At 67.0% G+C, this 26,346-nt stretch carries 23 protein-coding genes; 13 read left to right on the forward strand and 10 right to left on the reverse strand.

Annotated features, from left to right (window positions below; translation table 11 throughout):
* Nucleotides 1-3 precede the first annotated feature (3 nt).
* On the forward strand, nucleotides 4-1,425 hold the full coding sequence (locus ACSQ3P_RS29285) for a glutamate synthase subunit beta (RefSeq protein WP_069688475.1): 1,422 nt from the start codon (nucleotides 4-6) through the stop codon (nucleotides 1,423-1,425).
* A 274-nt stretch (nucleotides 1,426-1,699) separates the two neighbouring features.
* On the opposite strand, the gene ACSQ3P_RS29290 is transcribed toward ACSQ3P_RS29285, so the two are convergent.
* The 3 genes from ACSQ3P_RS29290 to galE form a co-directional block, all read right to left on the reverse strand.
* On the reverse strand, nucleotides 1,700-2,914 hold the full coding sequence (locus ACSQ3P_RS29290) for an SGNH/GDSL hydrolase family protein (RefSeq protein ID WP_436168948.1): 1,215 nt from the start codon (nucleotides 2,912-2,914) through the stop codon (nucleotides 1,700-1,702).
* A gap of 59 nt (nucleotides 2,915-2,973) precedes the next feature.
* Nucleotides 2,974-4,206, reverse strand: coding sequence for a lytic murein transglycosylase (locus ACSQ3P_RS29295; protein ID WP_436168949.1), 1,233 nt, complete (start codon nucleotides 4,204-4,206; stop codon nucleotides 2,974-2,976).
* Between the two features lie 144 nt (nucleotides 4,207-4,350).
* Nucleotides 4,351-5,340, reverse strand: coding sequence for a UDP-glucose 4-epimerase GalE (gene galE / locus ACSQ3P_RS29300; protein ID WP_436168950.1), 990 nt, complete (start codon nucleotides 5,338-5,340; stop codon nucleotides 4,351-4,353).
* Nucleotides 5,341-5,521: 181 nt separating this feature from the next.
* Here galE and ACSQ3P_RS29305 point away from each other — a divergent pair, with 181 nt between their 5' ends.
* The 6 genes from ACSQ3P_RS29305 to grxD all read left to right on the forward strand — a co-directional run bounded on the left by ACSQ3P_RS29305 (nucleotide 5,522) and on the right by grxD (nucleotide 10,715).
* Nucleotides 5,522-6,403, forward strand: coding sequence for a UTP--glucose-1-phosphate uridylyltransferase (locus ACSQ3P_RS29305; RefSeq protein WP_069688471.1), 882 nt, complete (start codon nucleotides 5,522-5,524; stop codon nucleotides 6,401-6,403).
* A gap of 42 nt (nucleotides 6,404-6,445) precedes the next feature.
* Nucleotides 6,446-7,327, forward strand: coding sequence for a methyltransferase domain-containing protein (locus ACSQ3P_RS29310; protein WP_436168951.1), 882 nt, complete (start codon nucleotides 6,446-6,448; stop codon nucleotides 7,325-7,327).
* The gene (locus ACSQ3P_RS29315) at nucleotides 7,324-7,761 is read left to right on the forward strand and encodes an acyl-CoA thioesterase (protein ID WP_436168952.1); all 438 of its coding nucleotides are present in this window, start codon (nucleotides 7,324-7,326) and stop codon (nucleotides 7,759-7,761) included. Before ACSQ3P_RS29310 ends, ACSQ3P_RS29315 begins: the two co-directional genes overlap by 4 nt.
* A 114-nt stretch (nucleotides 7,762-7,875) precedes the next feature.
* Complete coding sequence (gene purL, locus ACSQ3P_RS29320; RefSeq protein ID WP_436168981.1) at nucleotides 7,876-10,083, forward strand: phosphoribosylformylglycinamidine synthase subunit PurL; 2,208 nt, start codon at nucleotides 7,876-7,878, stop codon at nucleotides 10,081-10,083.
* An 11-nt stretch (nucleotides 10,084-10,094) separates the two neighbouring features.
* Complete coding sequence (locus tag ACSQ3P_RS29325) at nucleotides 10,095-10,331, forward strand: BolA family protein (RefSeq protein WP_069688468.1); 237 nt, start codon at nucleotides 10,095-10,097, stop codon at nucleotides 10,329-10,331.
* Between the two features lie 48 nt (nucleotides 10,332-10,379).
* Nucleotides 10,380-10,715, forward strand: a complete 336-nt coding sequence (gene grxD / locus ACSQ3P_RS29330) for a Grx4 family monothiol glutaredoxin (RefSeq protein WP_103719010.1) — start codon at nucleotides 10,380-10,382, stop codon at nucleotides 10,713-10,715.
* A gap of 78 nt (nucleotides 10,716-10,793) precedes the next feature.
* On the opposite strand, the gene ACSQ3P_RS29335 is transcribed toward grxD, so the two are convergent.
* From ACSQ3P_RS29335 to tlpA, 5 genes are all read right to left on the reverse strand, one after another.
* Nucleotides 10,794-11,435 (reverse strand): glutathione S-transferase family protein, encoded by a 642-nt coding sequence (locus ACSQ3P_RS29335; protein WP_436168953.1) that lies wholly within the window; start codon nucleotides 11,433-11,435, stop codon nucleotides 10,794-10,796.
* A 45-nt stretch (nucleotides 11,436-11,480) separates the two neighbouring features.
* Nucleotides 11,481-11,729: a DUF1272 domain-containing protein gene (locus tag ACSQ3P_RS29340; protein ID WP_436168954.1), complete on the reverse strand. Its 249-nt coding sequence runs from the start codon at nucleotides 11,727-11,729 to the stop codon at nucleotides 11,481-11,483.
* A gap of 73 nt (nucleotides 11,730-11,802) precedes the next feature.
* A complete protein-coding gene (locus ACSQ3P_RS29345) occupies nucleotides 11,803-13,533 on the reverse strand; it encodes a carbamoyltransferase family protein (RefSeq protein WP_436168955.1) in 1,731 nt (576 codons plus the stop codon).
* A 71-nt stretch (nucleotides 13,534-13,604) separates the two neighbouring features.
* Nucleotides 13,605-14,606, reverse strand: a complete 1,002-nt coding sequence (locus ACSQ3P_RS29350; RefSeq protein ID WP_436168956.1) for a hypothetical protein — start codon at nucleotides 14,604-14,606, stop codon at nucleotides 13,605-13,607.
* Nucleotides 14,607-14,786: 180 nt separating this feature from the next.
* Complete coding sequence (tlpA, locus tag ACSQ3P_RS29355) at nucleotides 14,787-15,416, reverse strand: thiol:disulfide interchange protein TlpA (protein ID WP_436168957.1); 630 nt, start codon at nucleotides 15,414-15,416, stop codon at nucleotides 14,787-14,789.
* Nucleotides 15,417-15,447: 31 nt separating this feature from the next.
* On the opposite strand from tlpA, the gene argH reads away from it, so the two are divergent.
* From argH to ACSQ3P_RS29375, 4 genes are all read left to right on the forward strand, one after another.
* Nucleotides 15,448-16,839 carry an argininosuccinate lyase gene (gene argH / locus ACSQ3P_RS29360; protein ID WP_436168958.1) on the forward strand — a complete coding sequence of 464 codons (1,392 nt, stop codon included), beginning with the start codon at nucleotides 15,448-15,450 and terminating at the stop codon, nucleotides 16,837-16,839.
* 198 nt (nucleotides 16,840-17,037) lie between these two features.
* Nucleotides 17,038-17,304, forward strand: a complete 267-nt coding sequence (gene lptM, locus ACSQ3P_RS29365; protein ID WP_436168959.1) for an LPS translocon maturation chaperone LptM — start codon at nucleotides 17,038-17,040, stop codon at nucleotides 17,302-17,304.
* A 106-nt stretch (nucleotides 17,305-17,410) separates the two neighbouring features.
* Entirely contained in the window at nucleotides 17,411-18,715 is a 1,305-nt protein-coding gene (gene lysA, locus ACSQ3P_RS29370) for a diaminopimelate decarboxylase (protein WP_436168960.1), read from the forward strand.
* A gap of 130 nt (nucleotides 18,716-18,845) precedes the next feature.
* Nucleotides 18,846-21,521 (forward strand): TIGR02302 family protein, encoded by a 2,676-nt coding sequence (locus tag ACSQ3P_RS29375; RefSeq protein ID WP_436168961.1) that lies wholly within the window; start codon nucleotides 18,846-18,848, stop codon nucleotides 21,519-21,521.
* A gap of 126 nt (nucleotides 21,522-21,647) precedes the next feature.
* On the opposite strand, the gene yddG is transcribed toward ACSQ3P_RS29375, so the two are convergent.
* Nucleotides 21,648-22,502: an aromatic amino acid exporter YddG gene (gene yddG / locus ACSQ3P_RS29380; protein ID WP_436168962.1), complete on the reverse strand. Its 855-nt coding sequence runs from the start codon at nucleotides 22,500-22,502 to the stop codon at nucleotides 21,648-21,650.
* A 224-nt stretch (nucleotides 22,503-22,726) separates the two neighbouring features.
* Between yddG and ACSQ3P_RS29385 the strand changes: the two genes are divergently transcribed.
* Complete coding sequence (locus ACSQ3P_RS29385; protein WP_436168963.1) at nucleotides 22,727-23,935, forward strand: MFS transporter; 1,209 nt, start codon at nucleotides 22,727-22,729, stop codon at nucleotides 23,933-23,935.
* A gap of 69 nt (nucleotides 23,936-24,004) precedes the next feature.
* Here ACSQ3P_RS29385 and ACSQ3P_RS29390 read toward each other — a convergent pair whose 3' ends face one another.
* Nucleotides 24,005-25,039, reverse strand: a complete 1,035-nt coding sequence (locus ACSQ3P_RS29390; RefSeq protein ID WP_436168964.1) for a MerR family transcriptional regulator — start codon at nucleotides 25,037-25,039, stop codon at nucleotides 24,005-24,007.
* Between the two features lie 143 nt (nucleotides 25,040-25,182).
* Here ACSQ3P_RS29390 and ACSQ3P_RS29395 point away from each other — a divergent pair, with 143 nt between their 5' ends.
* Nucleotides 25,183-26,319: a serine hydrolase domain-containing protein gene (locus tag ACSQ3P_RS29395; protein WP_436168965.1), complete on the forward strand. Its 1,137-nt coding sequence runs from the start codon at nucleotides 25,183-25,185 to the stop codon at nucleotides 26,317-26,319.
* Nucleotides 26,320-26,346 lie beyond the last annotated feature (27 nt).

The raw sequence follows: 26,346 nt of genomic DNA on the forward strand, positions 1-26,346 counted from the left end.
ACGATGGGCAAGGTAACCGGCTTTCTCGAGATCGACCGCCGCGACCGGAAGTATCTTCCGGCCTCGGACCGGATCCGGAACTACAAGGAATTCGTGATCCCGCTCGGGGTCGAGGCGACGCGTGACCAGGCGGCGCGCTGCATGAATTGCGGCATCCCCTATTGTCACAATGGCTGCCCGGTCAACAATCAGATCCCGGACTGGAACGACCTCGTCTACAACGACAAGTGGCGCGAGGCGCTGACCAATCTGCACTCGACCAACAACTTCCCGGAGTTCACCGGCCGCGTCTGCCCGGCGCCCTGCGAGGCGTCCTGCACGCTGAACCTCGAGGACACGCCGGTCACCATCAAGTCGATCGAATGCGCCATCGTCGACAAGGGCTGGCAGGAGGGCTGGATCACGCCCGAGCCGGCCAAGGTCAAGACCGGCAAGAAGGTCGCGCTGATCGGCTCCGGGCCGGCGGGCCTCGCCGCCGCGCAGCAACTCGCGCGCGTCGGCCATGAGGTGCATCTCTATGAGCGTCAGGCCAGGGCCGGCGGCCTGCTGCGCTACGGCATCCCGGACTTCAAGATGGAGAAGTCCCATGTCGAGCGCCGCGTCCGCCAGATGGAGGCCGAGGGCGTCATTTTCCATTACGGCGTCAATGTCGGCGTCGATATCGATCCTGCCGAGCTCCTGGCGCAATATGACGCCGTCGGCCTGACCGGCGGCGCCGAGAAGCCGCGCGACTTAGCCATCGAGGGCCGTGAGCTCGACGGCGTCCAGTTCGCGATGGATTTCCTGCCGCAGCAGAACCGCCGTGTCGGGGCCGAGCCTGCGACCGGCAACGCCAAGCCGATCCTGGCTTCGGGCAAGCATGTCGTCGTCATCGGCGGCGGCGATACCGGCTCCGACTGCATCGGCACCTCGGTGCGCCAGGGCGCGCTCTCGGTGACGCAGATCGAGATCATGCCGGAACCTCCGGTCAAGGAGAACAAGGCGCTGACCTGGCCGAACTGGCCGCTCAAGCTGCGCACCTCGTCGAGCCATGAAGAAGGCGCCGAGCGCGACTTCGCCATCGGCACGATCAAGTTCATCGGCGAGAACGGCCAGGTCCGCAAGCTGCGCTGCGCCAGGGTCGACGGTCAGTTCAAGCCGATCGAGGGCACCGAGTTCGATCTCAAGGCCGATCTCGTGCTGCTCGCCATGGGCTTCGTCTCGCCGGTCCATGAGGGTCTGCTGGCGAAGCTCGGCGTCACGCTCGACAAGCGCGGCAATGTCGAGGCCAACACGCTCGCCTACAAGACCTCGGTCGAGAAGGTCTTCACCGCGGGCGACATGCGGCGCGGCCAGTCGCTGGTGGTCTGGGCCATCCGCGAAGGCCGCCAGATGGCGCATGCGATCGACAAGCACCTGATGGGCGAGACGATCCTGCCAAGGTGAGCCTGCCGCGTAACTCTACTCCGGCGGCCGTCTGACGCGGCTTTCTGCGCTTCCGGTGCTGACGGACTTGAAGTCCGCTGCGCTCCGGTTCTCGAAAGCCACGCCAGCCGACTAGAGCATTTCCGCGTTTCTCCGAATCGCGAAAATGCTCTAGCTCCTTGTTTTATCGTATTTTCTTCACGCGAACCGGTGTCCATTTCGCTCGGAAATGCTCTAGCCGGAGCGAGTTTCGCGACAAGCTCCCCGGAGTCGGTCAGGATTGAGTAGACCGGATTCAGCGGGGCCATTTGTAGTCGTCGAGACGCCCGGGCTTCGGCTCGGGCGCGATGCCTTCGCCGAAGATGCGGTCGAGCTGGGCTGCGGCCTCGCCGCGTCCCCGGGCATCCGGGATCGAGACCAGCAGCGCCTGTTCGCCCGCGCTCGCCTGCCCGGTCAGGGGCTGGATCGGCCCGGCCAGCGGCTTGACCTGCAAGGCGGTCGGCAGCCCGGGCGCGGCGGGCAGATTACCGACCATGGCGTCGATCAGCCGCTCGATGCCGCCGGCCTGAAGCTCGGGATCGGTCGGTGCGCCGGTTGCTGGCGCTACCGGCACGGCGACGAGGCCCGGCTGCGGCTGGCTTTCGATCTGCCGGCGGATCAGCACATCGACGAAATGCGCGGCCTTGCGCGCTCCCGCCGTCGTAAAATGGATGCCGTCGCCGAGCCGCAGCCGTGTGGTCTGGCCCGAGACATCCGGCCCCATCGCCGTATAGCGGTTCTCGGCGTCGACGAAGGCGCCCCAGAGATCGAGATATTGCCCGCCGGCCTTCTCGGCCTGCTGGCGGTAGAGCTCGTTGAAGGAAACGAAATCGGCGGAGAGGCGGGGGTTCTGCACGGGCGGCGCGCCGACCCAGATCAGCGGCACGCGCCTGGCCGCGAAGGCGTTGGCGACCGCGTCGATGCGGGCCTTGTAGAGTTCGCTCCAGCGCGGGCTGAGCGGCTCGTGCACCGTCTCGCCCTCGCGGATCGCCTGCCGGTCGTTGAGGCCGAGCAGCATCACGCCGAGGCTGATTTTCGAGTCACTCGCCAGCAGATCGTTGGCGGCCTTGGGCCAGTCGTAGAAATCGCTCCTGACCAGGCCGGAATCGGGCTTGGCCTTGTTGACCACCACCACGTCGGGCCTGTCGTTCAAGGCATCGTCGAGCCCGCCGGCAACGAGCACGGCGAGCGAGTCGCCGATCACCAGGACATGATGAGCGACATCGACCTTGGGAATGACGGGGTCGTCCCTGACGATGACCGGCGGCGCACGTCGTTTCACCACCGGCGGCGGCACGACACGCGGACGCCTCGGCACGACGGCGGGAGGTGGCGGCGGCTGCTGCCAGAAGAAGGAGAAGAAACCGCGCTGCTGCGGCTGGGGGGCACCCTGGGCGAGCGAGGATGGCCCGCCGGTCATGAACAGCAGGCATGCCGCGCCCAACACTGTGACGAGGGAACGCAAACGCATGAGTCTTTCGATCCTGCGCCGTGGCTTCGCAGCCATCATAGCCCAGGATCGGGACAGCGTCAGCGGGCGTCGCGCATCTTGGCGAGCAGGGCCGGTGTCGGATAGCCGTCGGCGATCTCGCCGGTCTTGAGCTGGTATTGCCGCACGGCCTCGCGCGTGCCGGTGCCGATGCGCCCGTCGGCGTCGTGATTGTAGAGGCCGACAGCCTTGAGCCGGCGCTGCACCTCCTGCAGGCCCACCTTGTCGAGGCGCGGCGCCTGGACCGGCCAGTCGGCCTGGATCGCCGGGCGGCCCATGATGCGGTCGCCGAGATGGCCGACGGCGAGCGCATAGGCGTCGGAGGAATTGTATTTCTTGATGACGTCGAAATTCTCGGTCAGCAGCATGACCGGCCCGCGATGGCCGGCGGGGAAGAACAACCGCGCCTCGCCGGAGGCGGGCAGGGGCCGTCCATCCGCCCGGCGCACGCCGGCGGCGGCGAAGGAGGAGAAGCTCGTCTTGTTGATGCGGTAGTCGAACCGCTCGGGCAATGTGACTTCGAGGCCCCAGGGCAGGCCCGGCACCCAGCCATAGCCCTTGAGGTAATTGGCGGTGGAGGCGAGCGCGTCGCTGGTCGAGGTCCAGATGTCGGCATGGCCGTCTCCGGTCCAGTCGACGGCGTATTTCATGTAGCTCGACGGCATGAACTGCGTGTGGCCCATGGCGCCGGCCCAGGAGCCGCGCAATTCGGCGCGCTCGACATGCCCTTTCTCGATCAGCTCCAGCGCGGTCAGCAATTCGTCGCGGAAGAAGTCGCCGCGATAGCGGATTTGCGCCAGGGTCGCGAGGCAGCGGATCGTGTCCTTGTCGCCCTTGAACGAGCCGTAATTGGTCTCCATGCCCCAGATCCCGAGCACGACCTCCTTGGGCACGCCGTAGCGCGCCTCGACCTGCGCCAGGACGCCGGCATTCTCAGTTGCGGCGTCGCGCCCGCGCGGGATGCGCGTGCCGCCGAGCGCGCTGTTGAGATAGCCCCAGATCGGCGCGGTGAATTCGGATTGCTTCTTGGTCAGCGCCACGATCGAGGCGTCGGGCGTCACGCCGCGAAAGGCGAGATCGAAGGTCGCGCGCGAGATGCCGCGCGCCTGGGCCTGCGGCCAGAGCCCCTTCAGGAAGGCATCAAAAGAAGTATTGGCCGGGGCCGGCTTGGCGTCCTTGGCGCGGGCCGCCGAGACGTTGATTGAGCCGGTGGTCTGCGCAAGCGCGGGGGCGAGGCTGATGATGGCCGCAGCGGCGATCACGGACAGACGCATGACGAACCTCGCTCAGGCAGGCTAGTGGGAAATGGAGCTTTCCCCACAGCGCCCGAACAAGATTAACCAAGGGTAAACGGCGCGCAATCGCGCGCCGGTTTCGTGGGTAGTTTTACTCGGCTGCGAGCTTATTTGGCCGCGGGCTTATCTCGCGTTGCGCGTTTTCAGCTGGTCTTCCCAGGCCAGGGCCTGGCGCACGATCTGCTCGAGATCATCATGCTCGGGCTGCCAGCCGAGCTCGGAGCGGATGCGGTCGGCCTTGGCGACGAGCGAGGCGGGATCGCCGGCGCGGCGGCCGGAGAGCTTGACCGGGAAATCGACACCGGAGACCTGCTTCACCACATCCACCACCTGCTTGACCGAATAGCCGCGTCCATAGCCGCAATTCAGCGTGAGGTTCGCGCCGCCCGCGCGCAGATGGTCGAGGGCGGAGAGATGTGCCCGCGCCAGGTCGGTGACATGGATGTAGTCGCGCACGCAGGTGCCGTCTGGCGTCGGATAATCGGTGCCGAAGACCTCAAGCCCGGCGCGCTGGCCGAGCGCCGCCTGGCAGGCGACCTTGATCAGATGGGTCGCGTTGGGAGTCGACTGGCCCGAGCGGCCCTTGGGGTCGGCACCGGAGACGTTGAAATAGCGCAGCGCGACATAGGTCAGGGGAAAAGTGCGCGCCACGTCGCCCAGCATCCATTCGCTCATCAGCTTGGAGCGGCCATAGGGGTTGATCGGATTGAGCGCGATCTCCTCAGGCACGGGGCTGACCGGGGGCTCACCATAGACGGCCGCCGTGGAAGAGAAGATGACATGCTTCACGCCGCCGCGGACCGCGCTTTCCAGGAGCGCACGCGTCTTCACCGTGTTGTTGAGATAGTAGCCGAGCGGGTCGGAGACGGAATCGGGCACCACGATCTTGGCGGCGAAATGCGCGATTTCGGTGATGCCGTGCTCGGCGATGACGCGCTCGACAAAGGGCTGGTCGCCCATATCGCCCTGGACGAGGGTGGCTTCCTTCGGCACGGCCCACCAGAAACCGGTCGAGAGATCGTCGAGTACGACGACCTGCTCACCACGATCGAGCAATTCCAGAACCATATGGCTGCCGATATAGCCGGCGCCGCCCGAAACCAGAATCGCCATTACACATCCTCATCCGTCACAATCGTTTCGACTCATCTAAGCAAAAGATGTTGACGAGCCATCAAGGTCGTCCTGCTATTTGCCATCATCGGCGGGCTCAGTGAACATGTGAGCCAAGTCGCCACCTCCACCCCAACCGCCCGCCGTCATCGCACGGCTAAGCGCGCGAAATGGATTCTTCATGACGAAACGCATTCGCAAGGCCGTTCTCCCCGTCGCCGGGCTCGGCACACGCTTCCTGCCCGCCACCAAGGCGATCCCCAAGGAGATGCTGACCGTCGTCGACCGTCCGGTCGTGCAGCATGTCGTGGACGAGGCGAGGGCCGCTGGCATCGAGCATTTCGTTTTCATCACCGGCCGCAACAAGGGCGTGATCGAGGATCATTTCGATCTTGCCTACGAGCTCGACGACACTTTGCGCAAGCGCAACAAGCTCAAGGAGCTGGAAGGGCTCCTGGCCGATCTGCCGGCAGCCGGCGCGACGAGCTTCACCCGCCAGCAGGCTCCGCTCGGCCTGGGCCACGCCGTCTGGTGCGCGCGTGACATCATCGGCGACGACGAGCCCTTCGCGCTGCTCCTGCCCGACATGCTGCATCACAGCCATGGCAAGGGCTGCCTCGCCGAGATGATGGATGCCTATGAGAAGCATGGCGGCAACCACGTCGCCGTGGCGCCCGTGCCTGAGGACCAGACCCATCAATACGGCATTGTCGGCGTCGAGGATCGCAACGCCAAGGTGTCCAGGGTGACGAAGATGGTCGAGAAGCCGGCCAAGGGCACGGCGCCCTCGAACCTGCACATCACCGGCCGCTACATCCTGCAGCCGACGATCTTCAACCTGCTGGCGAATCAGGAGCCGGGCGCCGGCGGCGAGATCCAGCTCACCGATTCGATGATCGCGTTGTCGCGGCTGGAGCCGTTCTACTCCGTGCGCTTCGACGGCGATATCTACGACACCGGCTCGAAGATCGGCTTCCTGACCGCCAACATCGCCTATGCGCTCGACCGCGGCGATCTCGGCCCGCAGCTGCGGGCCGAGATTGAGCGGCTGCTGGAGCGTTGACGGGGCGCACTGACGAGGAGCCGTGCGCGAGGAGCCGTGCGATTGAGCGACAACCAGCCCGTCTTCGATCGCGATCTCGGCCGGCGCCGGCTCGCGCGGGCGCTTGCGGCCGGCTACCCGGATTTCCTGCTCGCGCGGGCGACTGAGGATCTGGCTGAGCGGCTCGACGCGGTGCTGCGGCGCTTTACTCTGGCGGCCGATCTCGGCACGCCCTTGCCGGTTGCGGCACTGGTGCTCCGGGCCAAGGCAGAGGCGCTGCTGCGCATGGCCGAGGCGGCGGGCGCGGACGCCGACATTGTCGGCGATCTCGAGCGCTTGCCTTTCGCGGCCGGCTCGCTCGATCTCGCCGCCTCGCTCCTGGCACTGCATGGCGTCAACGACCTGCCCGGCGCGCTGATCCAGATCCGGCGGGCCCTGCGGCCGGACGGGCTGTTCATCGGCTGCTTGCTCGGCGGCCGCACGCTGCAGGAATTGCGGCAGGTGCTGCTGGAGGCGGAGGCGGAAACCTCGGGCGGAGCGAGCCCGCGCGTCGCCCCCTTCGCCGATCTGCGCGACATGGGCAGCCTGTTGCAGCGCGCCGGTTTCGCGCTGCCCGTCGTCGACAGCGAACTCGTCACGGTGCGCTACCGCGACATCTTCGGCCTGCTCGGCGATCTGCGCGCCATGGGCTGGGCCAACGCGCTGACGCAGCGCCGCCGAACCGGATTGCGGCGTGAAACGCTGGCGCGGGCGGCTTTGCTCTATGCGGAGCGCTTCGCTGATGCCGATGGGCGCTTGCGCGCGACCTTCGAGATGGTCTGGCTCTCTGGCTGGGCCCCGCATGAAAGCCAGCAGAAGCCGCTGCGTCCGGGCTCGGCCAAGGCGCGATTGGCGGATGCGCTGGGCGTGCCCGAGATCGGGGCAGGCGACAAGGCTCCCCGATGAGCACCCGCGAGCCCCGCCTCTCCCGCGCCGACTTCAAGCTGTTCCGGGCGATCCCGACGCGTTGGCACGACAATGACGTGTTCGGCCACGTCAATAATGTCGTCTATTACGGTTGGTTCGATACGGGCGTGAACGCCTGGCTGGTCGAGCAGGGTTTTCTCGACCCGGCGACGAGTCCGGTCGTCGGCCTCGTGGTTGAGACGAGCTGCACCTATTTCGAGAGCGTCGCTTTTCCCGAAACCGTCGAGATCGGGCTTGCCGTGGCGCGGCTGGGAACCAGTTCGGTGACCTATAGGCTCGGGATTTTCCGCCAAGGCGCGCAGGCAGCGGCGGCGCAGGGCCGCTTTACCCATGTCTATGTCGAGCGGGCGATGCAGAAGCCGGTGCCGATTCCGGCCCCCTTGCGTGCGGCGCTGGAGGCACTTTTCGCCTGAACGTGGCCATTGCAGGTCGGGAATGCGTTGTCTCGCGCCCGCAGGCGCGCTATGCCCCGCCCATCGAGGGCCGGCCCTTCTTCATGCCGGACGATCAGGAACCGTCGCGCCGTGATTCCCAACGAGATCAAGATCACCCCGCAGCTCGTGGCCGAACATGGCCTGAAGCCCGACGAATATCAGCGCTTCCTGCATCTGATCGGCCGCGAGCCGTCGATCACCGAGCTCGGCATCGTCTCGGCGATGTGGAACGAGCATTGCTCCTATAAATCCTCGAAGCTGCATCTGAAGACGCTGCCGACCAAGGCGCCCTGGGTGATCCAGGGACCGGGCGAGAATGCCGGCGTCATCGATATCGGCGACGGGCTCGCCATCGTCTTCAAGATGGAGAGCCACAACCACCCTTCCTTCATCGAACCCTATCAGGGCGCGACCACCGGCGTCGGCGGCATCCTGCGCGACGTCTTCACCATGGGCGCGCGGCCGATCGCGGTGCTCGACGCGCTGCGCTTCGGTTCTCCCGATCATCCGCGCACGCGCCATCTGGTCTCCGGCGTCGTCGCTGGCATCGGCGGCTACGGCAACTCCTTCGGCGTGCCCAATGTCGGCGGCGCGACCGGCTTCCACAGCCGCTATGACGGGAACATCCTGGTCAACGCCATGGCGGTCGGCATCGCCCGCGCCGACGAGATCTTCTACGCCAAGGCCTCGGGCGTCGGGAAAGCCATCGTCTATCTCGGCTCCAAGACCGGCCGCGACGGCATCCATGGCGCGACCATGGCCTCGGCGGCTTTCGGCGAGGGTGGCGAAGAGCGGCGCCCGACCGTGCAGGTCGGCGATCCCTTCGCCGAGAAGCTCCTGCTCGAGGCCTGCCTCGAGATCATGGCGGCCGGCCATGTCGACGCGATTCAGGACATGGGTGCGGCGGGCCTGACCTGCTCGGCCGTCGAGATGGGCGCCAAGGGCGATCTCGGCGTGGAGCTGAACCTTGACGCCGTGCCCTGCCGCGAGGACGGCATGAGCGCTTATGAGATGATGCTCTCGGAGAGCCAGGAGCGCATGCTCATGGTGATCAAGCCCGGCCATGAGGAGCCGGCCGAGGCCATCTTCAAGAAATGGGGCCTCGACTTCGCCGTGGTTGGCTACACCACGGATAATCTGCGCTTCGTCGTGAAGCATCAGGGCGACGTCATGGCCGACCTGCCGATCAAGGAGCTCGGCGACGAGGCTCCCGAATATGACCGGCCCTGGATCGAGACGCCCAAGCTGCCGGTGGTTGACGCCGCCTCGGTCCAGCCGCCGCTGTCGCATGCCGATGCGCTGCTGAAGCTCGTCGGCTCGCCCGATCTCAGCTCCAAGCGCTGGATCACCGAGCAGTACGACACGCTGATCCTGGGCAATTCGGTGATCACGCCCGGCGGCGATTCCGGCCTGATCCGCATCGAGGACGGGCCCAAGGGCCTCGCCATGACGGCCGATGTGACGCCGCGCTATTGCGAGGCCGATCCGTTCGAGGGCGGCAAGCAGGCGGTGGCCGAAGCCTGGCGCAACCTCACTGCCGTGGGCGCGACGCCGCTCGCCATCACCGACAACCTGAATTTCGGCAATCCCGAGCGCCCCGAGGTGATGGGCCAGCTCGTCGGCTGCATCAAGGGCATCGGGGCGGCCTGCAAGGCGCTCGATTTTCCGGTCGTCTCCGGCAATGTCTCGCTCTACAACGAGACTAATGGCGTCTCGATCCTGCCGACCCCAACCATTGGCGGCGTCGGCGTGCTGGCGGATGTGACCAAGCATGCGACCGTCGCCTTCAAGGCCGCGGGCGAGACCATCATCCTGGTCGGCGAGACCGCGGGCTGGCTCGGCCAGTCGGCCTATCTCGCCACGATCTGCCGCCGGGAAGAGGGCGCGCCGCCGCCCGTCGATCTCGCGATCGAGCGCAGGAATGGCGACGCCGTGCGGGCGCTGATCACCGCCCAGCGCGTCAGCGCCTGCCACGACCTGTCGGATGGCGGCCTTGCCGTCGCGCTGGCCGAGATGGCGATGGCGGGCGGCGTCGGGGCGACGATCGACGCCCTGCCTGTGGGGCCCGCCCATGCCGTGCTCTTCGGCGAGGATCAGGCGCGCTATCTTGTCACGGTGCCGGCGGCTTCGGTGGCAGGGGTGCTCGCCGAACTCGAGGCAGCCGGCGTTCCCGCGCTTGCGCTCGGCCAGACCGGCGGCGATGCGCTTGCCCTTCCCGGCGAGGCGGCGATCACGGTTGCGGCCCTGAAGTCTGCGCATGAAACCTGGTTGCCCGCCTATATGGCCGGCAAGGCCGCCTGAGGAGAGCCACGATGGCGATGGATGCGCGCGATATCGAGGCGATGATCAAGGCGGCGCTGCCCGACGCCACCGTCGAGATCAAGGATCTCGCGGGCGACGGCGACCATTACGCCGCGACCGTGACCTCGTCAGCCTTTGCCGGCAAGAGCCGGGTGCAGCAGCACCAGATGGTCTATGCCGCGCTCAAGGGAAACATGGGCGGTGTGCTGCACGCCCTTGCGCTGACGACTTCGGTTCCCCAGAATTAGAGCAAGACCATTCCAGCGGGCCTTGAACCCGCCGCAGGAGATCAGATCATGAGCGACGTCAACGCCCGCATCGATGCCGAAGTGAAGTCCAACGATGTCGTGGTCTTCATGAAGGGCACGCCGCAATTCCCGATGTGCGGCTTTTCCGGCCAGGTCGCGCAGATCCTCGGCTATCTCGGTGTGCCCTATAAGGGCGTCAACGTGCTCGAGGACCAGGAAATCCGCGAGGGCATCAAGGCCTATTCGAACTGGCCGACGATCCCGCAGCTCTACGTCAAGGGCGAGTTCATCGGCGGTTGTGACATCACCCGCGAGATGTTCCAGGCCGGCGAGCTCCAGGCGCTCTTCGAGGAGAAGGGCATCACGGTCAAGCAGGCGAGCTGAGGGCTCGTTCTCGCTCACCCAGGCCCACCTCTCGCCGGCGCGAGGTGGGCTACTCGCGGCCTCAAACTGAGGGGCCGTTCAGCCGGGCTGTGCAGTTGCACGCATGGCAGGCCTTTGGGTCATCCTCTCCCACCAGGCCTTGATGGCTGGCTGGTCGGCGAGCAATGGGCTCGCTTCCGGCGCCAGCGTGAAATAAGCGAACATCGGCGCGGCATGCAGATCGGCCAATGTGAGCGCGGCGCCAGCGAGGCAGGGGCCGCCATCCATCAGTTCGCCGAGCGCGCGCAGGCATAGCTGCGCTTTCGGCAGCGCTGCCTGGATGCGTGCTTCGTCAGGCGGACGGCCCTTCCTGGGATTGGAAACGCGCTCGACATAGATATCCCAGACCAAAGTGCGGTAGGCGTATGAGTCGAGGATGCTGATCAACTGATTGACCCTGGCCCGCTCGCGCGGAGCGGAAGGCTGCAGGGCCGGTCCCGGGAACGCCTCATCGACATAGCGCTCGATCGCTCCCGCCTCGTACAGCTTGAAGCCGTCATGCTCGAAGGCCGGTATGCGGCCGAAAGGCTGCCTTTCGAGCAAGGAAGCCGGCGGCCCGGTTTCGGCAAAGACATCGATCGGCTCCAGCCGATAGGGCACGCCTTTTTCTTCGAGCGCCAACCGGACGGCCCGGACATAGACACTGTAGGGTGCGCCATAGAGGACGGGTGCGGACGTCATTGCGAGTTCCTTGCCCGATCGATCGTTCCCGTATGCCGGTGCTGTTCAAGCCGCTGCGCATTCCGGATGCGGCTTCCTCACCCGCTCCTGCGAGGCCGGATATGTCTCCAGCTTGCTTGCTGGCCTGACCGGCCGGCGCACCAGTTCACCGCCGCAATTCGGGCAGGCGCCCTGGAAGCGCGTATCGGCGCAATCCGCGCAGAAGGTGCATTCGAAGGTGCAGATCATCGCGTCGCGCGAGTCGGGGGCCAGGTCGCGGTCGCAGCATTCGCAGTTCGGGCGCAGTTGCAGCATGACAATTTCCTCCTTGCGTGGAGAATGCGGCCAGTCGCAGCTGTCTGCCAACGCTTCTTGCTGATGAGTTGGATCACTTCACCAGCAGCCAGTCCTCCAGCACCAGTGCGTCGAGGCCGCTCGTATAGAACATCAGGATCGCGTCCTCCGCCGTGTGCAGGATCGGCTTGCCCATGATGTTGAAGGAGGTGTTCAGCACCACCGGCACGCCGGTCAGCGCATGGAAGGCCTGGATCAGCGCGTGGTAGCGCGGATTGCGCTCCGCTGTGACACTCTGGAGCCGCCCGGTCGCGTCCTCATGGACCACGGCCGGCACGCGCTCGCGCATGGCCTGCTTCCAGACCAGGGTGCGCTCCATATAGGGCGCGTCCTGGTAGTTCTCGAACCAGTCCGGCCCGTGCTCGGCCAGGATCGAGGGTGCGAAGGGGCGGAACGCCTCGCGATACTTCACCTTGGCGTTGAGCAGATCCTTGGCGTTGGCAGGGCGCGGATCGGCCAGGATCGAACGGTTGCCGAGCGAGCGCGGACCGAACTCGGCCTTGCCCTGGACCCAGCCGATCAGCTTGCCGTCGGCCAGGAGTTGCGCGGTGACGGGGGCGACCTCTTCAGGCGCGAGCTTGCGCAAGCGCGGCTCCCAGGCCGCCATGCGCTCCAGCGGCTCGGTCGAGACGGTCGAGCCGAGATAGGGCGATTGCGGACCTTGCGGCGCGCGCCAGTCCGGATTGGCTTGCGCATGGGCGAGCCAGGCCGCGCCGATCGCATTGCCGTCATCGGCAGGCGCGGAGGGGACGTGGACGCGGGCGAAGCCATGGCGACCGACGATCTTGCCGTTGAAAGAGGAGTTCAGCGCGCAGCCGCCGGCAAGCACGAGATTCTCGGCCGGTACCAGCGCGGCGGTTTCCGAGAGGAGGGCCTCCATCATCTCGGCGAAGACGTCCTGGCCGCAGCGGGCGAGGTCGGCCCAGCCCTGATCGAGCGCATCGATCGGGCGCAGCGCCAGGATCTCGGCGCTGACCTCGCGCACGGTTGCGGCATCCGCGAAGGAGAGCTTGTAGCCATCGATCCGGTAGAGCCGGCGCAGCAGTGCCATCAGCGCGGCGTCGGCCTTGCCATAGGGCGCGAGCCCCATGATCTTCCATTCCTCGCCCTTGGCCTGGTCGAAGCCGGCGAGGTCGGTGACGAGGCCGAAATAGAAGCCGATCGACTCACGCCCGCGATGGCGCTTCACCTCGGTGATCTTGCCGTCCGCGAGTGCGAAGATCGCCGAAGCCCCGGTCTCGCCCATGCCGTCGACGATCAGGCAGGCAGCGTCCGTGAAGGGCGATGACCAGCAGGCATAGGCGGTGTGGCTGAGATGGTGGTCGTAGCGCGTCAGGCCGGTGACATTGGCCTTGCCGAACGCGCGGTCGAGCCCGAGCAGCGTGCCGAGGCCGGCGCGCTGCTGGCCCAGATGCAGCGAGGCGATCAGCGCGCGCTCGGTGCGCTCGGGCACCAGCGAGCGGTTGAGTTCGGGCGAGAGCTTGAGCATGGCGTCGAGCGAGAAGGAGCCGGCGCGGCTCATCTGGTCGAGGAAGCCGGTGAAATCCTCGCTCCAGCTCGTCGCGATCCGGACCTCGGCGTCCCCGGGGATGTAGCGCTTGAGCAGCCATTCCATGCGCTGCACGGAATCCGGCTCGCAATTGGGAGCGCGCTTGTATTGCAGGTAGCGCTCGGTCGCCTCGGCGAAGACGACCTCGCCATCGGGGCCGATGATGGCGAGGGCGGGGTCGTGGAAGGTGGTGGCGAGGCCGATGGTGTAGGTCATGGCCGGCAGCGTATGGCGCAGCTGCAAGCGGGAGGCAATCGACGCACACGGTCCACGCTCCCGCTGCCGGCCTATTTTCCGGTCGCGAAGGCCACGCTGCTGGCGATCGCCGCGATCGTCGGCTGCAGTTTCTCGAAGCTGGCGTCGTCGGCCGAGACGATCATGCGGACGAACCGGCCTTTGGGATCGAACGCCATATACTGCGCGAACCGCTTGGTGGCTCCATTGGCATGGTCGAATGTGCCCGACAGCAACACCCCGTCGGTGCCGGCGAAGCGGGTGCGCTCGCGAGCCGTGATCTTGGCTGTCCGGTAATCGCGCGTCTGTCTCAGCGTGGCTTCCGCCGTCGCTTCGAGCGTGCTCGCTGCCGTTGGGACGGAGAGCTGGTAGGCGACGATCAGCAGCGGCTGTTTGCCGGCGGGATCGGTATTGAGCTCGCCGGCCGTCATCAGCACGCCGGAGCCCGCGATCGTATCGATGATCCGGAACGGTTCGGCCGGTGTGAGGGTGAAGGGGAGGGCGGCGAGCCTTTCCGCCAGCGTCGGCCCCTTGCCGAGCGAGACCGACGACATCAGGGCTAGCACCGTGGCATGCCCGAGCTTCGCGGCCTGCGGAGCCTGAACCGTGATCATCACGGTCTTCTCCCCCTTGAACAGGCCGATCCATTTGTCGAGGCGAGCGCCGCCTGCGGTCTGCGTTCCGCTGATCACCGGCGCCTTGTCGCCGCCCGCGATGGCCACTTCGTCGATGCCGGCGATGGCGATGTTTTGCTTGGCGAAGTTGGTCTTGGCTGTCGCCATGTCGGAAAACAGCGGAACGAGCTGCGGATGGGCGACTGCGGGCATCTCCATGATCAGGACGCTCGCCTGCGTGGTCTGGTTCGCCAGGCCCGCAAAGCCGGTCGCCGGGACGAAGCCTTTTGGCGCGACGAGCGAGACGCTGGTGCCGGCGATGGCCTGTCGATCCTGAGCGACGGCGTTCGGGCTGGCGCCGAAGCCGACAGCAAATGCGATGAGCAGCGCGGCAACGTGGCGTCGAGCGCGATGACCGAAACAGGTTTTATTAGAATTCATCAATTCTTTCCTCTGCCAGTCATCGATGAGCGCGAGCGCTCCTGCAGCTGAAACGCAGCCATGACTGGCATTGGATTATGATCGGCCGATCACACTCCAAACAGCATGGCAAGCGGATGCCTGCCTTGCGGATTGCGGGTGACTGAACCGGGCTAGGCTACCCGCTCGGAGCCGCTTGTTTCAGCGGCCCATCGCGGCGGCGATCAGCGCCTTCGCATCGGCGCTCGCCCAGTCCGCCGGGCCCTGGATCATGGCGAGTTCGCAGCCCTGGGGATCGATCAGCAAGCTCACCGGCATGCCTTCGATCTTCCGCGCGACGCGCAGGTCCTGGAAGACCTTGGCCTGGGCGTCGGCGTAATAGGGCAGGCGCGTGACTTTGTTCTCAGCGAGCCAGGATTTCGGCTTATCGAGATTGCGCGTGTCGATGTTGATCGCGACCACCGCGAAATCGGGCCCGCCAAATGAGCCTTGCAGGGCGTCGAGCGCCGGCATCTCCTTGAGGCAGGGCGCGCACCAGGTCGCCCAGAGATTGACGAGCACGGTCTTGCCCCTGAAGGCGGAAAGCGTCGTGGGCTGACCATTGGGGCCTTCGAAGGCGAGATCGGGTGCCGGCTGCGGGCTCGTCCGGACCTCGACGGCCGCGACCTCGCCCTGCGCCAAGGGCTGCATCTTCGCCGCCCGTGCCGCTGCCGCGCCGCAAGAAGCGGAATTGCCGGCACGGCCCTGGCCGGAGTAGAAGGCCGCCATGCCTGCGAGGCCGAGCGCCGCCACGACCCCGAGGGCCAGACCTATCTTCGTTCCAGACGTCATCATACGTCCTTTGAAATCAGGAAAGACCGCCGTGAGCAATCGCATGTGGGGTGGGCGTTTCGCCACGGGTCCCGACGCCATCATGGAGGAGATCAACGCCTCCATCGATTTCGACAAGCGCCTGTGGCGGCAGGATATCCGAGGCTCGCTCGCGCATGCGGCGATGCTGGGCGAGACCGGCATCCTGACCGAGGACGATGTGGCCGCCATCAGCGCCGGACTCAAGAGCGTCGAGGGGGAGATCGAGGCGGGGAGCTTCACGTTCTCGCGCGCGCTCGAAGACGTCCATATGAATGTCGAGTCGAGCCTGAAGGACAGGATCGGCGCCGCCGCCGGCCGCCTGCACACGGCGCGTTCGCGCAACGACCAGGTCGCGACCGATATGCGGCTCTGGGTCCGCGACACGCTTGACGCCATCGATGAGCAGATGGCCGATCTCCAGCTCGCCTTGGCCGAGAAGGCCGATCTCCACGCTGGTGCAGTGATGCCGGGCTTCACCCATCTGCAATCGGCGCAGCCGGTGACTTTCGGCCATCACCTGCTCGCCTATGTCGAGATGCTGTCGCGCGATCGTGGCCGCGTCCGCGATGCGCGTCAGCGCCTCAATGAGTGCCCGCTGGGGGCTGCGGCGCTTGCAGGCACCTCCTTCCCGATCGACCGTCATATGACCGCCAAGGCGCTCGACTTCGACCGCCCGACGGCGAATTCGCTCGATTCGGTCTCGGATCGCGATTTCGTGCTCGAGACTTTGTCGGCAGCCTCGATCTGCGCCATGCATCTGTCGCGTCTGGCCGAGGAGATCGTGCTCTGGGCGACGCCGCAATTCGGCTTCGTCAAGCTTTCCGACAAGTTCTCGACCGGCTCCTCGATCATGCCGCAGAAGCGCAATCCCGATGCCGCCGAATTGGTTCGCGGCAAGGCGGGCCGGGTTTTCGGTGCGCTGCAAGCCATGCTGACCATGATGAAGGGCCTGCCGCTGACCTATTCCAAGGACATGCAGGAGGACAAGGAAGGCACCTTCGACGCCCTCCAGACGCTCTCGCTCTGCCTTGCCGCCATGGCCGGCATGGTGCGCGACATGGAGCCGGACCTGAAGGTGATGAAGAAGGCGGCGGGGCTGGGCTACGCCACCGCGACCGACCTCGCCGACTGGCTGGTGCGTGTGCTCAAGATGCCGTTCCGCGACGCGCATCACGTCACCGGCCGGCTCGTCGGCATCGCCTCCGCCAAGGGTGTCGGGCTGGAGAAACTGACGCTCGCCGAAATGCAGGAGGCCGAGCCCAAGATCACGGAAGCCGTCTTCGCCGTGCTCGGCGTGACGCAGTCGGTCAAGAGCCGCGTCAGCTATGGCGGCACGGCTCCGGTCAATGTACGCCGGCAGGCGAAGTCATGGCTCAGGCGGCTTGCGAAGGAGCGCGGCTGACGAAACCGTCACGCTCGGGCTTGATCCTGGCATCTCCGCCAGGGATTCCCGGGTCTGCGCGGAGCCTCACTCTGGGCCGGCCGAAGGCCGGACCCGAGGGCTCCGCCCGAGAATGAGGTTGCAGCGCCTTCAAAAGCTCGCAACAGGTTGCTCCATTCGCTACAGTCTCCGCCACGCTTCGTCCGAGGGTTTCCTTTCGTGCCGCATTCCAGCCTGAAATTGGGCCGCGCCATCATTCTGGCCGGTCTGCTCGGACTTGCTTTGACAGCTTGCGGCCGCAGGGGGCCGCTGGAGGCGCCGCCGAAGGCGACCAGCGCGCTCGACCTGCCCGACCGCGACATCGGCGGGGAGGAGCAGCAGCAAGCTGAGATCCAGGCCGGCGGTGCGCCATTCGGCAAGCCGCCAAAAGCGGACCGGAACTTCAAGATTCCAGAAAAGAGCTTCGTGCTCGATCCGATCCTCTAAAACGCAGCGTTTGCAACGCGAGCCCCCGCGCTTCGAGACGCTGTTCCGGTCGGAATAGCTCTTTAGCGAGGGCCATCGGCATTCTTGAACAGGCACTGAGCGTCCCATGCACCATTTCAACTACCGCGACGGTTCGCTTTTCGCCGAGGACGTCGATCTCAGGCAGATCGCTGCCGAGGTCGGCACGCCGGTCTATGTCTATTCCTCGGCGACGATCGAGCGGCATTACCGCCTGTTTGCTGCGGCGGTGAAGGCGAACGCTGCGGCGGGGACGGCCCATGTCTTCTATGCGCTGAAGGCCAACGGCAATCTCGGCGTGCTGAAGACGCTGGCCGCGCTCGGGGCCGGGGTCGATACGGTGTCCGAGGGCGAGGTCCGCAAGGCGCTCGCTGCCGGCTTCCCGCCCGAGAAGATCGTCTTCTCCGGCGTCGGCAAGAGCGAGAGCGAACTGCGCTTCGCTGTCGGGGCCGGCATCTACCAGGTCAATATCGAGACGGAGGGCGAGCTCGATCTGCTCTCGCGCGTCGCGGCCTCGCTGGGCAAGCGCCAGGAGGCGGTGTTCCGGGTCAATCCCGATATCGGCGCCGGCGGCCATGCCAAGATCACGACGGGCTCGTCCGAGAACAAGTTCGGCGTCTCCTTCGAGGAGGTCAGCAGGCTTTATGCCCGTGCGGCCAACATGCAAGGCGTCAGGATCATGGGGCTCGCGCTCCATATCGGCAGCCAGATCCGCGAGACCGATTCGTTCGAGGCGGCCTATGCCAAGATGGCCACGCTGGTCGGGAGCCTGCGCGCGGAGGGCCACCGCGTCGAGCGGCTCGATCTCGGCGGCGGCCTCGGCATTCCCTATGAGATCCCGCAAGACTTCAACAATCGGGATTTCGACTATGGGCCCGATCTGATCGAGGCCTATGCGGCCATGGTCGGGCGGGTCACCAAGGGGCTCGATGTCGAGCTCGGCTTCGAGCCGGGCCGCCTGATCGTCGGCAATGCCGGCATCCTGCTGACGCGGGTCCTGTATCTCAATCCGCGTCCGACCAAGCAGTTCCTGGTGGTCGACGCTGCGATGAACGACCTGATGCGGCCGGCGATGTATGAGGCCTATCACGAGATCTGGCCGATTTCCGAGCCGGCCGCGGATGCAAGCCGCATCGCCTATGACGTGGTCGGGCCGGTCTGCGAATCAGGCGACACCTTCACGACCGGGCGCGTTCTGCCCGAGCAGAAGCCAGACGACCTGATCGCCTTCATGACCGCGGGCGCCTATGGCGCCAGCATGGCCTCGACCTACAACCAGCGCCTGCTCGTCCCGGAAGTGCTGGTGAAGGGCGGGCAATACGCCGTGACCCGGCCGCGCCAGAGCTATGAGGAGCTTCTCGGCACGGATCGTGCACCGCCCTGGCTGGCCTGAGCTCTCGATCACGATGCGCTGAGGCCCCTGTGGGCGGAGCGCCTTCGCTCTGGCCTTGCCACATTCACGTGTTAGCGTGTGTCGAGTGGCGAAGGTTCAGGATGGTGCGCAGGCAGCTCGGAGCGACGGCATGAATGAGGCTGAGCGCCGCAAGGCGTCTGATCCGATCGAGGGCATCCGGCAGCGGCTCGGCCGGCTCACGACCGCTTCACGCCTTTCGCTCGGCTGGGAGCGGGTCTGGCCGCGGCTCTGGCTGTCGGCCGGCATCATCCTCGCCTTTCTGGCGCTCTCCTGGTTCGGCCTGTGGACGCTGCTGCCCTGGCAGGGTCGTGCGCTCGGCGTCTTGCTGTTCCTCGCCGGCCTGGCGGCGAGCCTCTGGCATGTCGCGACGACGCCGCTGCCGACCCGGCGCGACGGGCTTTCACGGCTCGATCATTCGCTCGAGGGCGGCCATCGCCCGGCCTCCTCGCTGGAGGACAATCTCGCCGTCGGCTCCGGCGACCCGGTCTCGCAGGCGTTGTGGAAGCTGCATGTCGAGCGCCAGAGCCGGCAGGTCGCCGGGCTCAGGCTTGCGGCCCCGCATCCGCTCATGGCCGGGCGCGACCGGCTTGCCTTGCGCGCCGTGCCGCTGCTCGCGGCGATCACCGCTTTCTTCGTCGCCGGCCACGAGGCCGCGCCGCGCCTCAGCGCTGCCTTCGACTGGCGAGGGCCGGCTTCAGCCGCGCCCGCCACCCGTATCGACGCCTGGATCGATCCGCCGGCCTATACGCGCCTGCCGCCGATCCTGATCGACTTCGCCAAGCTGGCGAGCCCCAATTTCAGCGCGCCCGAGAAATCCGTGGTTGTCGTGCGCATCGCCGGCAAGTCGGGCATGGATGTTGCGACCACGGGCCGGCTCGATGCGTTGCCGGCGGCTGACGCCAAGGAAGCGAAGCCGGCCGCGGGGACCGCTCCCGCCGTGCTGGAGAAGCGCTATGCGCTGGCCGGCAGCGGCACGCTGCGGCTCACCGGCAGCGGCGCGCCCAATGCGACGCTGCACCTGAACGCGGTGCCCGACCAGCCGCCGGAAATCAGCTTCATCGAGCCGCCCAAACCCATCACCGGCGCGCAGAGCGGCGGTCTCGGGCTGAGCTATCGCGCCAAGGATGATTACGGTGTCGCCTCGGTCGAGGTTCTGGTCTCGCGGCCGGGCCCGCCCTCGGTCGGACGTTCGCTGGTCGAGCCGCCCAAGCAGTCGCTCAGCGCACCCTCTTCGCCGACGGGCGAGGAGGAGATGAGGAGCACGGTCGATTTCTCGGCTCATCCCTGGGCCGGGGCCAAGGTCAGGATGACGCTGGTCGCGCGCGACGATGCCGGCCAGGAGGGCCGCAGCGAGCCGGTCGAGGTCACGCTGCCGCAGCGTACTTTCACCAAGCCGCTCGCCAAGTCCCTGGTCGAACAGCGGCGCAAGCTGGTCATGGATATCGAGACCCGGAGCAAGGTCCAGCTCGCCATGGACGCGCTTCTGATCGAGCCCGAGCTGTTCATGAAGGAGACCGGCGTCTATCTCGGCATGCGGATGATCGCCGAGCGGCTGCGCCGTTCGGCCAGCGACGACCAATTGCGCGACGTCGCCGAACTGATGTGGGCGATGGCGCTGCAGCTCGAGGACGGCGACCTGTCCGACGCTGAGCGCGCCTTGCGGGCGGCGCAGGAAAACCTCCAGCAGGCGCTGGAGCGCGGCGCCTCCGAAGAGGAGATCAAGAAGCTCACCGAGGAAATGCGGCGGGCGATGGACCGCTTCATGCGCCAGCTGGCCGAGCAGATGCAGCGCCAGCAGCAGAATGGCGATCAGAAATCGGCGCAACTGCCAGAGAATTTCCGCTCGGTGACGCCGCGCGACCTGCAGAACATGCTCAACCGCATCGAGGAGCTCTCGAAGCGCGGCGACATGGCCGAGGCGCAGCGCCTGATGGAAGAGCTCAACCAGATGCTCAACAATCTCCAGATGGCGCGCCCCGGCCAGCAGGACCAGCGCCAGCGCGAGATGAACCAGGCGCTGGGCGAGCTCGACAAGATGACGCGCGAGCAGCAGGGACTGCGCGACGAGACCTATCAGCAGGAGCAGCAGCGCCAGAACCGGACCCAGCGCGGGCAGCGCCCCGGCCAGCAGCAGGCGCGCCCCGGTCAGGGACAACGCCAGCAAGGGCAGCAGGGCCAGCGCGGGCAGCGCGGCCAGCAGCCCGGTCAACAACCCGGCGAGCAAGGCGAAGGCGAAGAGGGACAGGACGGCGAGGGCCAGCAGGGGCAAGGCCAGAGCCTGTCCGAGCGCCAGCAGGCCCTGCGCGAGCGTCTGCAGGACTTGCAGCGGCGCATGCAAGGCATGGGAGCGCCCAGCCAGAGCGAACTCGGCGAGGCGGAGGACGCGATGCGCGAGGCCGAAGGCCAGCTCGGCCAGGGTCAGGGCGAAGGGGCGCTCGATTCGCAAGGACGCGCCCTGGAAGCCCTGCGCAAGGGCGGCCAGAACCTCGCCCAGCAGATGCAGGGCCAGCCCGGTGAAGGCGACGGCACCGAGGGCGCCTTCGGCGAGCCCGATGGCCGTCCGGCCGGGCGTCCCTCGGCGCAACAGCGCGGCCGAGAGGATCCTCTGGGCCGGCCGCAGCGCCAGCGCGACTGGGCCGATGGCCGCGTCCGCGTACCCGGTGCCGATGAAAGTGCGACACAGCGCGCGCGCCGCATCCTGGATGAGTTGAGGCGGCGTCTCGGTGACCCGTCGCGGCCGAGCGAGGAGCTCGACTATCTGGAGCGCCTGCTCAGGCGGAATTGAGCTCTTCCGGAAGCGTGAAGCACGGGAACCTCTCCTGCATCGAAGTCGGGTAAACCCGACTTCGACACTTTGAGTGCTGAACTCGGGCAGGCCCGAGTTCAGTGAGAGGGTTCCCGCGCGCTTCTTTCAAGGGCGCCGTTCCCAGCTTGCCACCAGGGCCCCAATCACGATCAGCAGGCAGGACACCGCCAAGAGCCAGCTTGCGGGCGCATAGCCGGCGATCACCAGGATGATCGTCGAGAGCACCGGAGCTGCGTAGGAGGCGACGCCGAGCAGGGCGACGTCGCCCTTCTTCATGCCGATATCCCAGACGACGAAGGCAAGTCCGATCGCGCCGAGGCCGAGTCCGAGCACGCCGCCCCATTCGACCGAGGTCAGCGACCACAGGGTCGTCTCGAAGGCGAAATGGCAGGCGAAGGCGGGGATCGCGCAGCCGAGCATGGTGACGCTGAGGCTCTCGGAGGGCACGGTGCTGAACCGGCGCGAGATCACGGAATAGCTCGCCCAGACGAAGGCGCCGAGCGCCGCCAGCCCATGGCCGAGCGAGATGCCGCCGCCGGTGCCGAGGCCGCCCGAGATCAATAATGCGGTTGCCGCGAGGCCGATCAGCGCGCCGATGAGGTGGCGCGGCTTCAAGCCGCCGCCCGGCAGCAGGGCCGCAAACAGCACGATCAGCAGCGGCCAGAGATAATGGATCAGGTTGGCCTCGGCCGCCGGCGCGGTCTTCATCGCGGCATAATAGAGCGCCGTGTCGCCGAAGGGGCCGTAGAGCCCGAGCGCGAAGGAGGCGGGGGTCGGCATGACGCGGCGCAGCTCCCCGCGCGCCGCGGCAATAGTGAGGATCAGCAGCCCGCCGATGACGAAGGTCATGCCGACGAGCTGGAACGGCGGCACCCGCCCCGACATGGCGGCGAACAGCGCCAGCGTCGACCAGAGCAGGATGGCGATGAAGCCGATGAGAGTGGCGCTGCGGGAGGACATGGTTCGGCAGGACTTGGCTCGGCAGGACTTGGCTGCGGATCGAAGGGATCTTGCGCCCGCGATATCAGCTTCGGCGGCAAATGCCGATGGGCGGCAGTTGTTGTTGGGGGCCTACCGAAGACGGCTTTCTTGCAGCGCAGCACGGCTTGGGCGCGATAGGCGCCATGCTCTGAGCGCCGCGCCGGAATATTGACCGCGCGCCGACGCGGGATCATGCGTCAGTCATGACCACGATCCCGATGCCCACTGCTGCTGCGCGGCGACCATTGATCCCGGTGCTGCTGGCGCTGAGTCTGGCCCATCTGCTGAACGACCTCGTGCAGTCGATGATCCCGGCGCTGTATCCGCTGATCAAGCAGGCCTACCAGCTCGACTTCCTCCAGGTTGGCTTCATCACGCTGGCCTTCCAGGTGACGTCGTCGCTGCTGCAGCCGCTGCTCGGCTACGTCACCGACCGCAAGCCCTGGCCCTATGCGATGGTCGCCGGCATGTGTGGGACGCTGGTCGGGCTGCTGCTGCTCTCCCATGCGCACAGCTATGCTGTCGTGCTGGTCGGCGCTGCGCTGATCGGGCTGGGGTCGGCCGTGTTCCACCCCGAGGCGACGCGCATGGCGCGCCATGCGGCGGCCGGCCGACAGGGGCTGGCGCAGGGCGTGTTCCAGGTCGGCGGCCATATCGGCTACGCAACCGGCCCGCTGCTGGCCGCGGCCATCGTGGTGCCGCGCGGGCAGGAAAGCCTGTCCTGGTTCTCCGGGGTGGTGCTCGTCGCCATGCTGGTGATGGGCTGGCTCGGCGCGCGCTATTCGGCGCTGCGCCGCGACCAGAAATCGTCCAAGGACCATGTCGAGGAGATCGCCAGCCACGGCCTGCCGAAGGCGAAGGTCACCCTGGCGATGACGATGCTGATCGTGCTGCTGATGTCGAAGAACGGCTACACCTCGGCTTTCAGCTCCTACTACACCTTCTACCTGATCGAGCGCTTCGGCATCGAGATCCAGCTCTCGCAGATCATGCTGTTCCTCTATCTCGTCGTCGGCGCGCTCGGCGTGATCGTCGGCGGCATGATCGGCGACAGGATCGGCCGCTACCGCGTGATCTGGCTCTCGATCCTGGGCTCGCTGCCCTTCGCGCTGATGCTGCCCTATGCCGATCTGTTCTGGACCGGCGCGCTCAGCATCTTCATCAGCTTCATCATGGCGAGCGCCTTCTCGGCGATCCTGATCTATGCGATCGATCTCGTGCCGCACCGCATCGGCCTTGTCGGCGGCCTGTTCTACGGCCTCTCCTTCGGCCTGGGCGGCATCGCAGCGGCGGGGATCGGTGCGCTCGCCGACCAGATCGGCATCGTCAGGGTGTTCGGGCTCTGCGCCTGGCTGCCGGCTGTCGGGCTGCTCGCCATGTTCCTGCCGCGTGCCCGGCCGGCGGTTGCATAATCGCCGCCGTGGGTAAGCGAGCCTCGATTTGTAAGCCGTCTCGCCGGAGCCTTCAGCGAAGGCATGCCATCACGCCACCTGCGGCCGCCAGGCGATGACGCCCTCCGTCCGCGCCCGCACCTCGGGCGTGGCCAGGCAGGTCGCGACGGCCTCAAAGCCCGGCGCGCCGGGATAGGGGGCAACGCGGCTCGGCGGGCTGTGATTGGCGGGGCAGAGGATGATCGCCTCGTCGGCGCCAATGGCGGCGAGGTCCAGGATCGCGCAGGAGCGCGTGAGCAGGAAGAGTGGCCTCCCGCTCGGGCCACGGCGACGCAGATGGGCGATCACGGCTTCCTGCGTGGCCTGGTCCAGCCCCTGCTCGATCATATCGACGACCAGGATGGCGGGGCCTTCGGCTTCCAGCCCGGCGACCAAGGTGATGAGCGCGTCCGAGAGCAGAGCGCCATCCTCAGTGAGCCAGGCCAGGGCCTGGTCGACCCGCGCCTTGAGCGCGGGGTCGGCGTCCAGCCGGGCGCGGGCCGCCGCGCCGCCATCGGCCAAGCGATCCAGACCGAGGAAGGACGCGCCGGGCAAGGTCTCGGCCAGGCGCAGGGCCAATCGCGTCTTGCCGCTGCCCAGCGGCCCGATGATGTAGTTCAGCGGCCGGATGTCGCGCAGCTCGAAGCGCTCGCCGCCCCACGGCCAGGGCAGGGCGAAGGCGGCGCCGAGTTCGGGAGCCGGCTCGAGCAGGCACGCGAGCTCTCCGGCGGCCGGGGCCTTGCCCTGGGCGATGTCGCCGCGCAGCTCGCGGATCCTCTCGATCGCCCCAGCGAGCTGGCGGATCCGGTCTTCGAGCGTTGCCTGATGCGCAGCGAGCGCCGGTTCCAGGCTTTGTGGATCGCCGCCCAGCACCCGCGCTACCTGGGTGAGGCTGAGACCGAGCCGGCGCAGGGCCGCGATCTCGTTGGCGCGAGCCATCTGGTCGGGGCCATAGGCCCGCCAGCCGGCGGCGCTGCGGATGGGAGAGACCAGGCCGCGCTGCTCGTAGAGCCGCAGGGCTTTGGTCGAGACGCCGAGCCGCCCGGCGGCTTCGGAGGCGGAAAGGAAGGGGGTGGAAGCGCTCACGAATCACCTCGCTGTTGCTGACAGCCATGCTTATCGAGGCGGTCCCAGGGGCCGGGTCAACCGGTGGCGGCGCTTGTGGCTGCCGCCAGCGCTCCATAAAGATCGTAGCCCCGCGACGCCTTAGATTCCGGAGCATCCGCCAGGTGACGATATCGACAGAAAGCTATGCGCCATCGTCGGATGGCGATGCCTGGGACACCCTTTCGCCGGCGCAGGCTGGGCTCGATGCGTCCGGCCTCGCGGCTGCCGTCGATTTCGCCAAGGCGCATGAAAGCTCCTGGCCGCGCAGCCTGTATTATCCGGATGGGCGCTATGTCGGCCTGGTCGAATGGAACGAGAGCGGGCCCTGGAGCGAGATTGTCGGTCCCGTGCGCGAGCGCGGCGGGCCGGCCGGTCTGATCGTCAAGGGCGGCCGCATCGTCGCTGAATGGGGCGACACGGCCCGCACCGACATGACCTTCTCCATCGCCAAGAGCTACATCGCCATCCTTGCGGGGCTTGCGGCCGCTGACGGGCTGATCGGCGATGTCGATGAACCGGTGGCGAAGACCGTCGCTGGCCCCTGGTTCGAGAGCGTCCATAACCGCGCGATCACCTGGCGCCATCTGCTGCAGCAGTCGAGCGAGTGGCAGGGCGAGATCTTCGGCAAATCCGATCAGGTCGACCATAACCGCCAGATCGGGCCCGGCGCCGACAATAGCCGCAAGGGCGAGAAGCGCCTGCTCCAGCCGCCCGGCAGCTACTACGAGTACAATGACGTCAGGGTCAATCTGCTGGCCTATTGCCTGTTGCAGCGCTTCCGCCGGCCGCTGCCGGAGGTGCTGCGCGAGCGCATCATGGACCCGGTCGGGGCCTCGCAGGACTGGCGCTGGCAGGGCTATGACAACGCCTTCGTCGAGATCGACGGGCGCCAGGTCCAGTCCGTGCCGGGCGGCGGCCATTGGGGCGGCGGGCTCTTCATCGGTGCGCGCGACCATGCCCGGGTCGGCCTGCTGGTGGCGCGCGGCGGTGTGTGGGGCGGCCGCGAACTGCTGTCGCCGGCCTGGATCGAGGCGATGCTCACGCCCTCGCCGACGCTCGCCAATTACGGCTATCTCTGGTGGCTGAACCGGGGCGCGGCGGCAAAGCCGGGCGTGCCGGCGACGGCGGTCTTCGCGCTTGGGGCGGGCGTCAATGCGATCTGGCTCGATCCGGCGCAGGATCTCGTCGCGGTGCTGCGCTGGATCGACAAGACGGCGCTCGACGGCTTCGTTGACCGCCTCATCGCCGCGATCCGCTGAGCGGACCAACAGAGCAAAAGGTTTTCA

Origin of the sequence: Allobosea sp. LjRoot9 (assembly GCF_964252745.1) — a bacterium.
GTDB lineage: Bacteria > Pseudomonadota > Alphaproteobacteria > Rhizobiales > Beijerinckiaceae > Allobosea.

Excerpts from the sequence above, each read along its gene's own strand:
- ACSQ3P_RS29285 (WP_069688475.1), top strand. The coding sequence starts at position 4 with ATGGGCAAGGTAACCGGCTTTCTCGAGATCGACCGCCGCGACCGGAAG.
- ACSQ3P_RS29290 (WP_436168948.1), bottom strand. The coding sequence starts at position 2,914 with ATGCGTTTGCGTTCCCTCGTCACAGTGTTGGGCGCGGCATGCCTGCTG.
- ACSQ3P_RS29295 (WP_436168949.1), bottom strand. The coding sequence starts at position 4,206 with ATGCGTCTGTCCGTGATCGCCGCTGCGGCCATCATCAGCCTCGCCCCC.
- galE (WP_436168950.1), bottom strand. The coding sequence starts at position 5,340 with ATGGCGATTCTGGTTTCGGGCGGCGCCGGCTATATCGGCAGCCATATG.
- ACSQ3P_RS29305 (WP_069688471.1), top strand. The coding sequence starts at position 5,522 with ATGACGAAACGCATTCGCAAGGCCGTTCTCCCCGTCGCCGGGCTCGGC.
- ACSQ3P_RS29315 (WP_436168952.1), top strand. The coding sequence starts at position 7,324 with ATGAGCACCCGCGAGCCCCGCCTCTCCCGCGCCGACTTCAAGCTGTTC.
- ACSQ3P_RS29325 (WP_069688468.1), top strand. The coding sequence starts at position 10,095 with ATGGCGATGGATGCGCGCGATATCGAGGCGATGATCAAGGCGGCGCTG.
- grxD (WP_103719010.1), top strand. The coding sequence starts at position 10,380 with ATGAGCGACGTCAACGCCCGCATCGATGCCGAAGTGAAGTCCAACGAT.
- ACSQ3P_RS29335 (WP_436168953.1), bottom strand. The coding sequence starts at position 11,435 with ATGACGTCCGCACCCGTCCTCTATGGCGCACCCTACAGTGTCTATGTC.
- ACSQ3P_RS29340 (WP_436168954.1), bottom strand. The coding sequence starts at position 11,729 with ATGCTGCAACTGCGCCCGAACTGCGAATGCTGCGACCGCGACCTGGCC.
- ACSQ3P_RS29345 (WP_436168955.1), bottom strand. The coding sequence starts at position 13,533 with ATGACCTACACCATCGGCCTCGCCACCACCTTCCACGACCCCGCCCTC.
- ACSQ3P_RS29350 (WP_436168956.1), bottom strand. The coding sequence starts at position 14,606 with ATGAATTCTAATAAAACCTGTTTCGGTCATCGCGCTCGACGCCACGTT.
- tlpA (WP_436168957.1), bottom strand. The coding sequence starts at position 15,416 with ATGACGTCTGGAACGAAGATAGGTCTGGCCCTCGGGGTCGTGGCGGCG.
- lysA (WP_436168960.1), top strand. The coding sequence starts at position 17,411 with ATGCACCATTTCAACTACCGCGACGGTTCGCTTTTCGCCGAGGACGTC.
- ACSQ3P_RS29375 (WP_436168961.1), top strand. The coding sequence starts at position 18,846 with ATGAATGAGGCTGAGCGCCGCAAGGCGTCTGATCCGATCGAGGGCATC.
- yddG (WP_436168962.1), bottom strand. The coding sequence starts at position 22,502 with ATGTCCTCCCGCAGCGCCACTCTCATCGGCTTCATCGCCATCCTGCTC.
- ACSQ3P_RS29385 (WP_436168963.1), top strand. The coding sequence starts at position 22,727 with ATGACCACGATCCCGATGCCCACTGCTGCTGCGCGGCGACCATTGATC.